This is a genomic window from Bacillus seohaeanensis (assembly GCF_042684945.1).
GTDB classification, from domain to species: domain Bacteria; phylum Bacillota; class Bacilli; order Bacillales; family Bacillaceae_B; genus Rossellomorea; species Rossellomorea seohaeanensis.
Map to the genome: position 1 here is coordinate 24,650 of NZ_JBHUMF010000022.1, position 15,829 is coordinate 40,478.

The following is a 15,829-nucleotide window of genomic DNA, read 5'->3' on the forward strand; positions in this document are numbered from 1 at the left end:
AAGCTTTTATTAAGCTTCAAAGAATTCGATTTCTTTGCTATCTGCAGTAAGTTTAACGATAGCTTTGCGACGCTTATTTGTATATCCTGCGTGGCGACCCATACGTTTGAACTTACCTTTGTAGTTCATGATGTTCACTTTCTCAACTTTTACATCAAAGATTTCTTCAACAGCATCTTTTACTTGAGTTTTGTTTGCTCTAGTATCGACATCAAATGTATATTTCTTTTCAGCCATAATATCTGTTGAACGTTCTGTAATTACGGGGCGCTTAATGATTTCGCGTGCATCCATTATGCAAGCACCTCCTCTACTTTTTCAACCGCTGCTTTTGTCATCACTAGTTTATCATGTCCAACTACATCTAGAACGTTAATTCCAGTTGCAGAAACAACTGTTACACCAGGGATATTACGTGCAGAAAGTGCAACGTTTTCGTCAAGACCAGCTGTAACCACTAATGTTTTAGAGTTAACAGAAAGCCCTTTTAGTACGTTTGCAAATTCCTTTGTTTTTGGTGCATCAAAAGCTAACGCTTCTAATACTAAAACATTTTCTTCTGCTACTTTTGAAGAAAGAGCAGATTTAATTGCTAAACGACGAACTTTTTTAGGCAATTTATAGCTGTAGCTACGTGGAACTGGTCCAAATACAGTACCACCACCGCGCCATTGTGGGGAACGAATAGATCCTTGACGAGCACGACCTGTTCCTTTTTGACGCCAAGGTTTACGACCTCCGCCAGCTACTTCAGAACGATTTTTTACTTTGTGATTTCCTTGACGTAGAGAAGCTCTTTGCATTAACACTGCTTCAAACAATACTTGTTTGTTTGGTTCAATACCAAATACAGATTCATTAAGTTCGATATCACCAACTTGAGAACCGCTTTGGTTAAATAATGCTACTTTCGGCATTTATGTTTCCTCCTTTCCTGAGAAGTCTTATTATTTAGCTGCTTTGATTGCAGATTTCACTTTTAATAATGCTTTTTTAGGACCAGGTACGTTACCTTTAACTAAAAGAAGGTTGCGTTCTGCATCCACTTTTACGATTTCAAGGTTTTGAATCGTGATTTGATCTCCACCCATGCGTCCAGGTAATAATTTACCTTTAAATACGCGGTTTGGATCAACAGGACCCATTGAACCAGGGCGACGGTGATAACGAGAACCATGGGACATTGGTCCACGAGATTGGTTATGACGTTTAATCGCACCTTGGAATCCTTTACCTTTTGAGATTCCTGTTACATCTACAATATCGCCTTCAGCGAAAATATTTACCTTGACTTCTTGACCAACTTCGTACTCTTCTACGTTTACTCCGCGAATTTCACGGATGAAGCGCTTAGGAGCAGTTTCTGCTTTAGCAACGTGGCCTTTCTCTGGCTTGTTAGATAACTTTTCACGTTTATCTTCAAAACCAACTTGGATAGCAGTATAGCCATCAACTTCAGCAGATTTTTTTTGAAGAACAACGTTTTCAGCTGCTTCAATAACTGTTACAGGGATAAGATCGCCGTTCTCAGCAAAAACTTGAGTCATACCAATCTTTCTTCCTAAGATTCCTTTGGTCATAAGTCACACCTCCTAATAATATGTTTTTATAAGATTAAAGTTTAATTTCAATATCTACACCAGACGGTAAGTCTAAACGCATTAGAGCATCAACTGTTTGTGGTGTTGGGTTAACAATATCGATTAAACGTTTATGCGTACGCATTTCGAATTGCTCACGAGAATCTTTGTATTTGTGCACAGCACGAAGAATTGTATAAACTGATTTCTCAGTTGGTAATGGGATCGGTCCAGAAACCGTTGCACCAGAACGTTTAGCTGTTTCAACAATTTTCTCTGCTGATTGATCAAGGATTCTATGATCATACGCTTTTAAACGGATACGAATTTTTTGTTTTGCCATTATTTTCCCTCCTTTATCGCCTATTTTTAAATAGACATTCTCCACGGAAATTTCCCACACACTCGCCATGGCAAAGCGGCCGGGTGTGTCAGCAACCTTCCATTTCATCGCTGTGAAAGACCAACATTGTCTATTATAACTAAGTCACAAGAATTATGCAAGTTTTAATTGCATAACGTTTGTGCTTTGCACACTTTTACTATTATACAAATCTCTCTATATAATTTCAAGTGTATGAATTATATTCGCAATATTTATCTTTTTTCGCATATATAAGAATCGAGTGACATATAGTTATTATAGAAGAAAGTATTAGGATTTGTTTCATTTCAGGAGGAACTAATAGACTTGGAGCAAAAGGTGGCTATTTCGATTCGACATGCGCATAGGTACATAGTTTAATTTTTTCCATAAAAAAAGCAGTTGGACTAAACATCCAACTGCTTCATGTTATATAAGCTATTATTTTTGAATAGTTGCTACTACTCCAGCACCTACAGTACGTCCACCTTCACGGATAGAGAACTTAGTACCTTCTTCAATAGCGATTGGAGAAATTAATTCAACAGTCATTTCAATGTTATCTCCAGGCATAACCATTTCTACGCCTTCTGGAAGATTACAAATACCAGTTACATCAGTTGTACGGAAGTAGAACTGAGGACGGTAGTTTGAGAAGAATGGAGTATGACGTCCACCTTCTTCTTTAGAAAGAACATAAACTTCTGCTTTGAAGTTAGTGTGTGGAGTGATTGTTCCTGGTTTAGCAAGAACTTGTCCACGTTGAATATCTTCACGAGCTACACCACGAAGAAGGGCACCGATGTTGTCACCAGCTTCTGCATAGTCTAGAAGTTTACGGAACATTTCTACTCCAGTTACAGTAGTTTTACCAGACTCTTCAGCAAGACCAATGATCTCAACTTCGTCTCCTACTTTAACTTGTCCACGTTCAACACGACCAGTTGCAACTGTTCCACGACCAGTGATTGAGAATACATCCTCAACTGGCATCATGAATGGTTTGTCAGTGTCACGTTCTGGAGTTGGGATGTACTCATCTACTGCATCCATAAGTTCGTAGATTTTTTCTTCCCATTCTGCTTCTCCTTCAAGAGCTTTAAGAGCAGAACCTTTGATTACTGGAATATCGTCACCAGGGAAGTCATATTCAGAAAGAAGATCACGAACTTCCATTTCAACTAGTTCTAGTAATTCTTCGTCGTCTACCATGTCACATTTGTTCATGAATACAACTAGGTAAGGTACACCTACTTGACGAGAAAGAAGGATGTGCTCACGAGTTTGTGGCATTGGGCCATCAGCTGCAGATACAACTAGGATTCCGCCATCCATTTGAGCAGCACCAGTGATCATGTTTTTAACATAGTCAGCGTGTCCTGGGCAGTCAACGTGTGCATAGTGACGAGTATCTGTTTCATACTCAACGTGTGCAGTAGAGATTGTGATACCACGTTCTCTTTCTTCTGGAGCACCATCAATTTGGTCATATGCCATTGCTGAACCACGATTATATTTCTTATGAAGAACTGTTGTGATAGCAGCAGTTAATGTAGTTTTACCATGGTCAACGTGACCAATTGTACCGATATTAGCATGTGATTTGGAACGATCGAATTTTTCCTTAGCCATTTGGAAATCCTCCTTTAATTTTAAAAAGAAATAAGTATTTTATATGGAACCTTGAAGATGGTAAGCTACCATCTTCAAAACTGCCATTGCTTACATTAGTAGTTATACTTCATAAAAGATGAGAAATCAATTACTCACCTTTATTTTTTTTGATGATTTCTTCAGAGATTGATTTAGGAACCTCTTCATAGTGATCGAAGTGCATAGAATATGTTCCACGTCCTTGTGTGTTAGAACGTAGCGAAGTAGCATATCCAAACATTTCAGATAGTGGTACGAATGCTTTAACAACTTGAGCGTTACCGCGAGCTTCCATACCTTCTACACGTCCACGACGAGAAGTGACATCTCCCATAATATCTCCAAGATATTCTTCAGGCATAACAACTTCTACTTTCATCATTGGTTCTAAGATTGCTGGGTTACATTTTGACGCAGCGTTCTTAAGTGCCATTGATGCAGCAATTTTAAATGCCATTTCAGAAGAATCGACATCATGGTATGATCCATCAACAAGACGAGCTTTGATATCCACTAGTGGATATCCAGCTAGTACTCCGTTGTTCATTGCATCTTCTAATCCAGCTTGTACCGCAGGGATGTATTCACGAGGAACCACACCACCGACGATTTTGTTTTCGAATTCAAACCCTTTACCTTCTTCGTTAGGTCCAAATTCAATCCAAACGTGACCGAATTGACCACGACCACCGGATTGACGAGCAAATTTACCTTCAACTTTCGCTTCAGAGCGGAAAGTTTCACGGTAAGATACTTGTGGAGCACCAACATTTGCTTCAACCTTGAATTCACGTTTCATACGGTCAACAATGATGTCTAGGTGAAGTTCACCCATACCAGCAATGATAACCTGACCAGTTTCCTGATCTGTATGCGCACGGAATGTTGGATCTTCTTCTTGTAATTTTTGTAGAGCAGTAGTCATTTTATCTTGGTCAGCCTTTGATTTAGGCTCAACAGATAATGAGATAACTGGTTCTGGGAACTCCATTGATTCAAGGATAACGTTATCCTTTTCAGCACATAGTGTATCTCCAGTTCCTGTATCTTTTAATCCAACTGCTGCAGCAATATCCCCTGCATATACAGTTGAAATTTCTTCACGAGAGTTTGCATGCATTTGTAGGATACGACCTACACGCTCACGCTTACCTTTTGAAGAGTTTTTCACGTAGGAACCTGCATCTAGTGTACCTGAATATACACGGAAGAATGTTAGTTTACCTACATATGGATCCGTTGCAACTTTAAATGCTAAAGCTGAGAAAGGAGCATCGTCTGAAGAAGGACGAGTAATCTCTTCTTCTGTGTCAGCGATAATACCTTTAATATCTTCAACATCCGTTGGAGCAGGAAGATAATCAATAACAGCGTCAATCATTAATTGAACACCTTTATTTTTGAATGCTGAACCACAAAGAACTGGATAGAATTCTACAGAAAGTGTAGCTTGACGGATAGCTGCTTTCAACTCATCCGTTGTAAACTCTTCACCTTCTAAGTAGCGCATCATTAGTTCTTCATCAAAGTCAGCTATCGCTTCAATTAATTTTCCGCGATATTCTTCTGCTTGATCTTTGTATTCTTCAGGAATATCACGAGCTTCCGCACGTGTTCCTAAGTCATCTTCGTAGAAATAAGCTTTCATTTCCACAAGATCAATGATTCCTTCAAAATCATCTTCTGCACCAATAGGTAACTGAATCGCATGAGCATTAGCTTGCAAACGTTCGTTTAGTGTACCTAATGAATAGATGAAGTCCGCACCCATTTTGTCCATTTTGTTAACGAACACGATACGTGGAACTCCGTAAGTTGTAGCCTGACGCCAAACAGTTTCTGTTTGTGGCTCAACACCAGATTGTGCATCTAAAACAGCTACCGCTCCATCAAGAACACGAAGGGAACGTTCAACTTCTACTGTGAAGTCTACGTGTCCCGGAGTATCGATGATGTTAATACGATGGCCTTTCCATTGGGCTGTTGTCGCAGCAGAAGTGATTGTAATACCACGTTCTTGCTCTTGCTCCATCCAGTCCATTTGAGAGGCACCTTCATGAGTTTCACCAATTTTATGAATACGTCCAGTATAGAAAAGGATACGCTCAGTTGCAGTTGTTTTACCCGCATCGATATGAGCCATGATCCCAATATTACGAGTGTTTTCTAAGGAGAACTCTCTTGGCATGTGGTCTTTCTCCTTCCTAATATGAGTATAATTGTTTTATATAAAACGAAAGATTACCAACGATAGTGAGCAAATGCTTTATTTGCTTCAGCCATTTTGTGTGTATCTTCACGCTTTTTAACAGAAGCTCCAGTGTTGTTTGCTGCATCAAGAATTTCGTTAGCTAAACGCTCTTCCATCGTCTTCTCACCGCGAAGACGAGAGTAGTTTACTAACCAACGAAGACCTAATGTAGTACGACGCTCAGGGCGAACTTCCACTGGTACTTGGTAGTTTGAACCACCTACACGACGAGCTTTTACTTCTAATACCGGCATGATATTTTTAAGAGCTTGGTCGAATACTTCCATTGCATCTTTACCTGAACGCTCGCTAATTAAATCGAACGCAGCGTAAAGTTTCTTTTGCGCTTTACCTCTTTTACCGTCTATCATAATTTTGTTGATTAGACGAGTAACTAACTTAGAATTATAAATTGGATCTGGTAATACGTCTCTTTTTGCTACAGGACCTTTACGTGGCATGTGTTTTCCTCCTTTCAACGAAAGTTCTATTCGTTAAGTTGATTTCATTATTTTTTAGCTTTAGGGCGTTTTGTACCGTATTTAGAACGGCCTTGCATACGTCCTTCTACACCAGCAGTATCAAGCGCACCACGTACGATGTGGTAACGTACCCCTGGTAAATCTTTTACACGTCCACCACGAATTAGAACAACGCTATGTTCTTGTAAATTGTGGCCGATACCAGGAATATATGCAGTAACCTCAATTCCGTTAGTTAAACGAACACGAGCATATTTACGTAACGCTGAGTTCGGTTTTTTCGGTGTCATTGTACCAACACGAGTACAAACACCACGCTTTTGTGGAGAAGTCACATTAGTTTGTGCTTTCTTAAAGCTGTTATAGCCTTTATTAAGCGCAGGTGAGTTTGACTTTGTTGATTTTGATTGACGAGGTTTACGTACTAATTGATTAATAGTAGGCATTTTGTTTTCCTCCCTTCTTATTTGTTAAGCCCACACATCCAGGTGGTTCATTTTTGGGTAAAAGTAAAGTTTTTGCAGAAAACGATCTACAAAAACTATTTTACTGTATGATCGCAACAGCTGCAGCTCCTACATCAATGCCGCAAGATTTCCCCAGCTTTTTCATTGAATCCACCGATGTCACCTTTACGTTATGATCGTTAGCAGCCTGCACTATTTTTGAAGTTATTTTCGAATCAGCATCTTCCGCAATAACAACTTCTAGTACATGACCATTTTTCAGAGCTTTAACCGCTTGTTTTGTTCCTACAATAATCTCATTGGCCTGTGATACTTTTTCATAAGACATTTTTTACATCCTCCAAAGTTACAGGAGTATTAATAGGAGCAACCTTGAATATATTATCATCTTATATTTTCATTGTCAACAAAGAAAACAAAAGATTTAAAAGAGCTAACTCTCAAGATAGAGAGTTTCAGTGATGATGACTCTTATCTAAAGAGTTAGCTCAACATAGATTACTCTACTGTTACTGTTTCTGCACTATCATCTTCCGTTAATACAGGTTCTGCATTACGGTAACGCTGCATACCAGTACCCGCAGGAACAAGCTTACCAATGATAACATTTTCTTTTAATCCAAGTAACTCGTCACGTTTTCCTTTAATTGCTGCATCCGTCAACACACGAGTTGTTTCTTGGAAGGAAGCAGCAGATAAGAAGGAGTCTGTTTCAAGTGATGCTTTTGTAATTCCAAGTAATACTGGTCGACCCGTTGCAGGTGTCGTACCTTTAAGTATGGCATTTTCATTAGCATCTCTAAATTGATGGATATCCATCAATGTTCCTGGAAGAACATCTGTTTCACCAGCATCGATTACACGAACTTTACGAAGCATTTGACGAACCATTACTTCTACGTGTTTATCTCCAATTTCTACCCCTTGCATACGGTATACTTTTTGTACTTCACGAAGCAGATATTCCTGTACAGCTGAAACATCACGAACTTTAAGAAGTTCTTTTGGATCGATAGAACCTTCTGTGATTCCATGACCACGTACAACCCTATCGTTTACGCCATATTTCAAACGAGCTGTATAAGGAGCTGTGTAAGATCTAGTTTCCACGTCACCTTGTACTGTTATTTCATATTGACGGTCTTTTCCTTCTGAAATAGAAGTGATGACCCCATCAATCTCGGAAATAACTGCTTGACCTTTAGGGTTACGTGCTTCAAAGATCTCTTGGATACGAGGTAAACCTTGTGTGATATCGTCTCCTGCAACACCACCGGTATGGAAAGTACGCATTGTTAACTGTGTACCAGGCTCACCGATAGATTGAGCAGCGATAATACCAACCGCTTCCCCGACTTCTACTTTAGAACCAGTAGCTAAGTTAGTGCCGTAGCACTTCTCACAGACACCATGTCTAGTGTTACATGTGAATGCCGAGCGGATAGATACTTCTTCAATACCAGCATCAACAACAGCCTTAGCCAAGTCTTCTGTAATCAACTGATTCTCACTTAACATAACTTCTTGTGTTTCAGGGTGACGCAATGTTTTACGTGAGTAACGACCAATTAAACGTTCATCAAGCGGTTCAATTGTTTCGTTGCCCTCTTTAATTGCTCCTACAAGAAGACCTCTATCTGTTCCACAATCCTCTTCACGTACGATAACATCTTGAGCAACATCTACTAGGCGTCGAGTTAAGTAACCTGAGTCAGCTGTTTTTAGTGCTGTATCGGCAAGACCTTTACGAGCACCATGTGTGGAAATAAAGTATTCTAGAACGGTTAGACCTTCACGGAAGCTTGACTTGATCGGTAACTCAATGATACGTCCAGCCGGGTTGGCCATTAGTCCGCGCATACCCGCAAGCTGAGTGAAGTTGGACGCGTTACCACGTGCACCAGAATCACTCATCATGAAGATTGGGTTGCGTTTATCAAGCGTTGCCATTAGCTTGCCTTGAATTGTATCTTTCGCAGCACTCCATATAGAGATAACCCGATCATATCTTTCATCTTCCGTAATTAGTCCACGTTTAAATTGCTTTAGAACATTGTCAACTTTCCCTTGTGCCTCATGAAGAATTTCTTCTTTTTCCGCTAATACAACGATATCCGCGATACCAACAGTGATACCTGCTTTTGTTGAATAACGGAAACCTAAGCTCTTCATTTTATCCAGCATGCGGGAAGTTTCAGTAATTTGGAATCGTTTGAATACCTCAGCAATGATGTTTCCAAGGAAGCCCTTTTTAAACGGGTTGATAAGTTCACGTTTTTTAAATTCTTCCTTTACATCAGCCGCAGCATCAACGAAATACATTTCTGGTGTGGCCACCTCTAAGTTTTCTTTCGTCGGTTCATTCATATACGGGAATGAATCAGGCAAAATTTCATTGAAAATTATTTTACCAACTGTTGTTAATAACAATTGGTTATTTTGTTTTTCAGTAAATGTTTTATTGTTCAATGTACCTGCATTAATCGCTACACGAGTATGCAAATGAACATATCCATTTTGATATGCTAATAACGCTTCATCAGCATTACTGAAGATAATTCCTTCACCAACTGCATTTTCACGTTCTAAAGTTAAGTAGTAGTTACCTAATACCATATCCTGTGATGGTGTAACAACTGGTTTCCCATCTTTAGGGTTTAGAATGTTTTGGGCAGCTAGCATAAGCATACGTGCTTCAGCTTGAGCTTCTGATGATAATGGTACGTGAACTGCCATTTGGTCTCCATCAAAGTCGGCGTTATAAGCAGTACATACTAGCGGATGGAGGCGAATAGCACGTCCTTCTACTAGTGTCGGCTCAAATGCCTGGATTCCAAGTCTATGAAGTGTTGGTGCACGGTTTAATAACACAGGATGCTCTTTAATTACTTCTTCAAGTACATCCCAAACTTCTGGCTGAACACGTTCAATTTTACGTTTTGCACTCTTAATGTTATGTGCTAATCCTTTTTCAACAAGATCTTTCATCACAAATGGTTTGAATAATTCAAGAGCCATCTCTTTAGGAAGACCACATTGATACATCTTAAGGTTTGGTCCTACAACGATAACCGAACGACCAGAATAATCTACACGTTTACCTAATAGATTTTGACGGAAACGTCCTTGCTTCCCTTTTAGCATATGGGAAAGAGATTTAAGTGGACGATTACCCGGTCCAGTTACTGGACGACCACGACGACCATTGTCAATCAAAGCATCTACTGCTTCTTGAAGCATACGCTTTTCATTTTGAACAATGATGCTCGGTGCCCCTAAATCTAATAAACGTTTTAAACGGTTGTTCCGGTTAATAACGCGGCGATATAAATCGTTCAAATCAGATGTCGCAAATCTCCCACCATCTAACTGAACCATTGGACGAAGCTCTGGAGGAATAACAGGTAGAACATCAAGGATCATCCAATCTGGATCGTTTCCTGAATTTCTAAAAGATTCCACAACTTCCAAACGTTTAATTGCACGCGTTCTACGTTGACCTTGTGCAGTTTTCAATTCTTCTTTCAAGAAATCTGCTTCTTTATCAAGATCAATATCTTTTAACAACTTTTTAATTGCTTCTGCACCCATAGCAGCTTGGAATTTCACACCGTATTTCTCACGATAAGCACGATACTCTTTCTCAGATAGAAGTTGTTTCTTTTCGAGAGCAGTATCGCCAGGATCCGTCACTACATAAGAAGCGAAGTATATAACTTCTTCCAATGCACGAGGGGACATGTCTAAAACAAGACCCATACGACTTGGAATCCCTTTGAAATACCAAATATGAGATACAGGAGCAGCAAGTTCGATATGTCCCATACGTTCACGGCGAACTTTCGCTTTTGTTACCTCAACACCACAGCGGTCACAAACTACACCTTTATAGCGTACACGTTTGTATTTTCCGCAATGACATTCCCAGTCCTTTTGTGGACCAAAAATACGTTCACAAAACAATCCATCTTTTTCTGGCTTTAATGTACGATAATTTATCGTTTCAGGCTTCTTTACTTCCCCGAAAGACCAAGAACGGATCTTATCAGGGGAAGCAAGCCCAATCTTCATGTATTCAAAGTTATTAACATCTAGCAAGGGGCCTACCTCCCTTTTAATCTACAGGTTCTAACCCTTATTGCTTAAAATCTATTCCTTAGACCCTACTGTCTCTGACTCTTGTTCATTGGTTTCAGCAACATTTAGTGTGTCTGCTTGCTGTGATTCTTCTTCATCCTCTAAGTCACGCATTTCAATTTCTTCTTCGTTACCTGAAAGGATTTTAACATCTAAGCCTAAACTTTGAAGTTCTTTAATCAATACTTTGAATGATTCAGGAACTCCAGGTTCTGGTACGTTTTCACCTTTAACGATGGCTTCGTACGTTTTAACACGTCCAACAACATCATCCGATTTCACAGTAAGGATTTCTTGGAGTGTATAAGCTGCACCATACGCCTCTAAAGCCCAAACTTCCATTTCACCGAAACGTTGTCCACCAAACTGTGCTTTACCGCCAAGAGGCTGTTGCGTAACAAGTGAATATGGACCTGTTGAACGAGCGTGAAGTTTGTCATCAACCATGTGTGCTAGTTTGATCATGTACATGATACCAACAGATACACGGTTATCGAACGGTTCACCTGTTCTACCATCATAAAGTATTGTCTTAGCATCTCTTGCCATTCCAGACTCTTCAATTGTTGCCCATACATCTTCCTCACGAGCACCATCAAATACTGGGGATGCAACATGGATACCTAAGTATCGAGCTGCCATACCTAAATGAAGTTCAAGAACCTGTCCAATATTCATACGAGACGGTACACCAAGTGGGTTTAACATGATATCAATCGGTGTTCCATCGGGTAGATACGGCATATCCTCTTCAGGTAAAATTTTCGAAATAACACCTTTGTTACCATGGCGTCCTGCCATTTTATCCCCTTCGTGGATCTTACGTTTTTGAACAATGTATGCACGAACTAATTGGTTTACTCCTGGTGGTAATTCATCTCCATCCTCACGGTTGAAGACTTTTACATCAAGGACAATTCCTCCACCACCATGCGGCACACGGAGTGATGTATCACGTACTTCACGAGCCTTTTCACCAAAGATTGCGTGTAATAATCTTTCTTCAGCTGTTAATTCCGTAACACCTTTTGGCGTAACTTTACCAACAAGTAAATCTCCATCTTTCACTTCTGCCCCAATGCGAATGATTCCACGTTCGTCAAGATTACGTAATGCATCTTCTCCGACATTTGGAATATCACGAGTGATCTCTTCTGGCCCTAATTTCGTATCTCGGGACTCAGACTCATACTCTTCAATATGAATAGATGTATAAACGTCATCTTTTACAAGACGTTCACTCATAATAATTGCATCTTCATAGTTATAACCATCCCACGTCATAAAACCAACCATAACGTTTCTTCCTAGAGCAAGTTCACCTTTCTCCATAGAAGGACCATCAGCAAGGATTTCTCTTTTTGTTACACGATCTCCTTCGCTAACGATAGGACGTTGGTTGTAACATGTTCCTTGGTTAGAACGAATGAATTTTTGCATACGATATTTATCAAGGTCACCTTTTACCTCTTGACCGTCAATTTCTTTCACACGTCTTACCCAAACTTGTTTCGCTTCTACTTTCTCTACAATACCGTCATGTTTACAAATCACAGCTGCTCCAGAATCTCTTGCTGATACGTGTTCCATACCAGTACCAACAATCGGCGATTCTGGATTCATCAAAGGTACTGCTTGACGCTGCATGTTTGCTCCCATTAGTGCACGGTTAGAGTCATCGTTTTCTAAGAATGGAATACACGCTGTCGCAGCAGATACTACCTGCTTAGGAGAAACGTCCATATAGTCAATTCTTTCTCGCTTCACTGCAGTATTTTCACCGCGGAAACGTGAAATGACCTCCTCATCCATGAATGCACCATTGTCATCAAGGCGAGAATTGGCCTGAGCGACTACATAGTTATCTTCCTCGTCAGCCGTTAAGTAATCAATACGAGATGTTACTCTACCTGTTTCAGGATCTACTCGTCGGTAAGGTGTTTCGATGAATCCGAAACGATTCACTTTCGCAAAAGATGAAAGTGAGTTTATCAAACCGATGTTTGGACCCTCTGGCGTTTCAATTGGACACATACGGCCATAGTGAGAATAGTGAACATCACGTACTTCAAATCCAGCACGTTCACGAGTTAAACCACCTGGTCCTAATGCAGAGAGACGACGTTTATGCGTTAATTCTGCAAGCGGATTCGTTTGGTCCATAAACTGTGATAACTGGGAGCTCCCGAAGAATTCTTTAATAGAAGCAATTACAGGACGAATATTTATCAGTTGTTGTGGAGTAATTGTGTTCGTATCTTGAATAGACATTCTTTCACGAACAACTCGCTCCATACGCGACAAACCAATACGGAATTGATTTTGAAGCAGTTCACCAACCGAACGTAAACGACGGTTACCTAAATGGTCAATATCATCTGTCAATCCTACTCCATGTAACAAATTAAAGAAGTAAGAAATAGAAGATATGATATCTGCAGGTGTAATATATTTAATTTCCTCTTCTACATAAGCATTACTAATTACATTAATCTCTTGCTCTCCTTCTTCATTAGGAGAGTAGATTTTAATAGATTGAAGAAGAACATCTTCTTCCAACACTCCGCCAGTTTGTTGAAGTGTTTTGAAACCAATACCTTTTTCAAGATATGGGATTACCTTATCTAGCATGCGACGATCTAGCACAGTGCCCTTTTCTGCAAGAATTTCTCCAGTTTCAGGATCTGCAAGCGTTTCTGCTAGAGTTTGCCCAAATAAACGGTTCTTAATATCTAGCTTTTTATTCATCTTATAACGTCCAACATTTGCTAAGTCGTAACGTTTCGGATCAAAAAAGCGGGATACAAGAAGACTCTTCGCATTCTCTACTGTCGGAGGCTCTCCAGGACGAAGGCGCTCATAAATTTCAAGTAATGCTTTCTCGGAAGTCTCTGTGTTGTCTTTCTCAAGTGTGTTACGAATGTACTCGTTATCACCAACTAAATCGATGATTTCTTGATCAGAGCCAAACCCAAGGGCACGTAAAAGGACCGTTACCGGCATTTTACGAGTTCGATCAATTCGCACATGTACTACATCTTTTGCATCTGTTTCATACTCCAGCCAAGCTCCGCGGTTTGGTATGACGGTAGCAGTGAACCCTTTTTTTCCGTTCTTATCTACTTTTCCACTAAAGTAAACACTAGGTGAACGAACTAACTGAGATACGATAACACGTTCGGCTCCATTAATAACGAACGTTCCAGTTTCCGTCATTAGCGGAAAGTCACCCATAAATACGTCTTGATCTTTTACTTCTCCAGTTTCTTTGTTCACAAGACGGACTTTTACTCTAAGCGGTGCAGAGTAAGTTACATCTCGTTCCTTTGATTCTTCCACCGAGTATTTTGGCTCTCCTAAACTATAGTCGATAAACTCTAAGGAGAGATTACCAGTGAAGTCCTCAATCGGAGAAATGTCACGGAACATTTCTCTTAACCCCTCATCAAGAAACCACTGATAGGAGGATGTTTGGATCTCGATTAGATTTGGTAATTCTAAAACTTCACTGATACGCGCAAAACTTCTGCGTTGGCGGTGTCGTCCATACTGAACTAGTTGACCTGTCAACTGATTCACCCCTCAAATCAAGCGTTATGGTTGCGTCTATATGCCCTTATTGTAGTGACACTTGTCTACTCAAGGCAAAAAGAAAAAGGGTTTTATTGATAAAACCTCAATTTCACATGACGAGCTATTATTTTATAATCTTTTCCAATATATCCAGTATATATACATACAGACATAATTCCGGAAAATAATATTTTTGCATTTTATAATGTTAACATAGCACTTTTACTACGTCAACGAATTTCTTTTATTGATCTTAGTATATAGTAACCCTTTTTTCGGGCGACGATTTCTACGTTTCCGAAGACAGTTTCGAGCTTATCCATTGCCGATGGAGCACCTTGTTTCTTTTGAATGACGACCCAAATTTCTCCACTTTCACCTAAGTAATTGTAACTGTCTGCAAGAATGCTATGCACCACTTCTTTACCAGCACGAATAGGCGGGTTAGTTATAATAGCAGCAAATCTATTTTCTTTCACCTTACTAAACACTTCACTATAATAGACTTCCACATTCTTCACGTTGTTGAAATTTGCGTTTTCTTTCGCTAAAGCCAGTGCTCGTTCATTTACATCTATCATATGAACAATATGGTCCTTTTCCGCTTTCGCTACCGACAGCCCAATTGGTCCATATCCACAGCCAACATCTAAGAAAGGCCCTTCTACACGAGGAGCAACAAAACTTTCAATTAATACTCTTGAACCAAAGTCTACTTCCTTTTTAGAAAACACACCTTGATCTGTTTTAAAACGAAACGAGTGACCACGTAATTGGAAGTCTACAAATTGAGGGTTACTCTCCACATTAGGTTGCTGTGAGTAATAGTGATTCGTCATAAATAACCACTCCATATACGTTATGTTTAAAAAGTAGAAAAAAGCTCGCTTAAGAAGCGAGCTTTCTATCTATATTGTTATTACTTAACTTCAACAGCAGCTCCAACTTCTTCAAGCTTAGCTTTAAGTTCTTCAGCTTCCTCTTTAGAAGCACCTTCTTTAAGAGCTTTTGGAGTGTTATCAACAAGTTCTTTCGCTTCTTTAAGTCCAAGACCAGTGATTTCACGAACAACTTTGATAACTTTAATTTTTTGAGATCCAGCACCTTCAAGTACTACATCAAATTCAGTTTTTTCAGCAGCAGCGTCGCCAGCAGCTCCACCAGCTACAGCTACAGGTGCAGCAGCAGTTACTCCAAATTCTTCTTCAATTGCTTTAACTAAATCGTTTAATTCAAGAACGGACATTTCTTTAATCGCGTCAATGATTTGCTCTTTACTCATTATTATTTCCTCCTTAAATATATGTTTGCTAGTTTATATG

The 15,829-nt window shown here is 39.7% G+C and carries 13 protein-coding genes; all 13 read right to left on the bottom strand.

All coding sequences use genetic code 11. From position 1 onward, the window contains the following. Positions 1–9: 9 nt before the first annotated feature. Positions 10–294, bottom strand: a complete 285-nt coding sequence (rplW, locus tag ACFSUL_RS09610) for a 50S ribosomal protein L23 (RefSeq protein WP_071413651.1) — start codon at positions 292–294, stop codon at positions 10–12. Next, a complete protein-coding gene (rplD, locus tag ACFSUL_RS09615; protein ID WP_071413652.1) occupies positions 294–917 on the bottom strand; it encodes a 50S ribosomal protein L4 in 624 nt (207 codons plus the stop codon). The genes rplW and rplD overlap by 1 nt, the downstream gene beginning before the upstream one ends. Before the next feature lie 30 nt (positions 918–947). After that, positions 948–1,580 carry a 50S ribosomal protein L3 gene (gene rplC, locus ACFSUL_RS09620; RefSeq protein WP_071413653.1) on the bottom strand — a complete coding sequence of 211 codons (633 nt, stop codon included), beginning with the start codon at positions 1,578–1,580 and terminating at the stop codon, positions 948–950. A 34-nt stretch (positions 1,581–1,614) separates the two neighbouring features. Then, positions 1,615–1,923, bottom strand: coding sequence for a 30S ribosomal protein S10 (gene rpsJ, locus ACFSUL_RS09625; protein WP_071413654.1), 309 nt, complete (start codon positions 1,921–1,923; stop codon positions 1,615–1,617). Positions 1,924–2,385: 462 nt separating this feature from the next. Beyond that, positions 2,386–3,576: an elongation factor Tu gene (tuf, locus tag ACFSUL_RS09630; protein ID WP_377934855.1), complete on the bottom strand. Its 1,191-nt coding sequence runs from the start codon at positions 3,574–3,576 to the stop codon at positions 2,386–2,388. A gap of 130 nt (positions 3,577–3,706) precedes the next feature. Then, entirely contained in the window at positions 3,707–5,785 is a 2,079-nt protein-coding gene (fusA, locus tag ACFSUL_RS09635) for an elongation factor G (protein ID WP_377934857.1), read from the bottom strand. A gap of 53 nt (positions 5,786–5,838) precedes the next feature. Continuing rightward, complete coding sequence (gene rpsG / locus ACFSUL_RS09640) at positions 5,839–6,309, bottom strand: 30S ribosomal protein S7 (RefSeq protein ID WP_071413657.1); 471 nt, start codon at positions 6,307–6,309, stop codon at positions 5,839–5,841. 47 nt (positions 6,310–6,356) lie between these two features. After that, positions 6,357–6,776: a 30S ribosomal protein S12 gene (gene rpsL / locus ACFSUL_RS09645; protein WP_071413658.1), complete on the bottom strand. Its 420-nt coding sequence runs from the start codon at positions 6,774–6,776 to the stop codon at positions 6,357–6,359. A 100-nt stretch (positions 6,777–6,876) separates the two neighbouring features. Continuing rightward, a complete protein-coding gene (locus ACFSUL_RS09650; RefSeq protein WP_071413659.1) occupies positions 6,877–7,125 on the bottom strand; it encodes a 50S ribosomal protein L7ae-like protein in 249 nt (82 codons plus the stop codon). Between the two features lie 170 nt (positions 7,126–7,295). Then, entirely contained in the window at positions 7,296–10,895 is a 3,600-nt protein-coding gene (gene rpoC, locus ACFSUL_RS09655) for a DNA-directed RNA polymerase subunit beta' (RefSeq protein WP_377934860.1), read from the bottom strand. A gap of 51 nt (positions 10,896–10,946) precedes the next feature. Further along, positions 10,947–14,504 carry a DNA-directed RNA polymerase subunit beta gene (gene rpoB, locus ACFSUL_RS09660; protein WP_377934862.1) on the bottom strand — a complete coding sequence of 1,186 codons (3,558 nt, stop codon included), beginning with the start codon at positions 14,502–14,504 and terminating at the stop codon, positions 10,947–10,949. Positions 14,505–14,737: 233 nt separating this feature from the next. Beyond that, positions 14,738–15,346, bottom strand: a complete 609-nt coding sequence (locus ACFSUL_RS09665; RefSeq protein ID WP_377934864.1) for a class I SAM-dependent methyltransferase — start codon at positions 15,344–15,346, stop codon at positions 14,738–14,740. Positions 15,347–15,426: 80 nt separating this feature from the next. Next, positions 15,427–15,789: a 50S ribosomal protein L7/L12 gene (gene rplL, locus ACFSUL_RS09670; RefSeq protein ID WP_071413663.1), complete on the bottom strand. Its 363-nt coding sequence runs from the start codon at positions 15,787–15,789 to the stop codon at positions 15,427–15,429. Between the last annotated feature and the right edge of the window lie 40 nt (positions 15,790–15,829).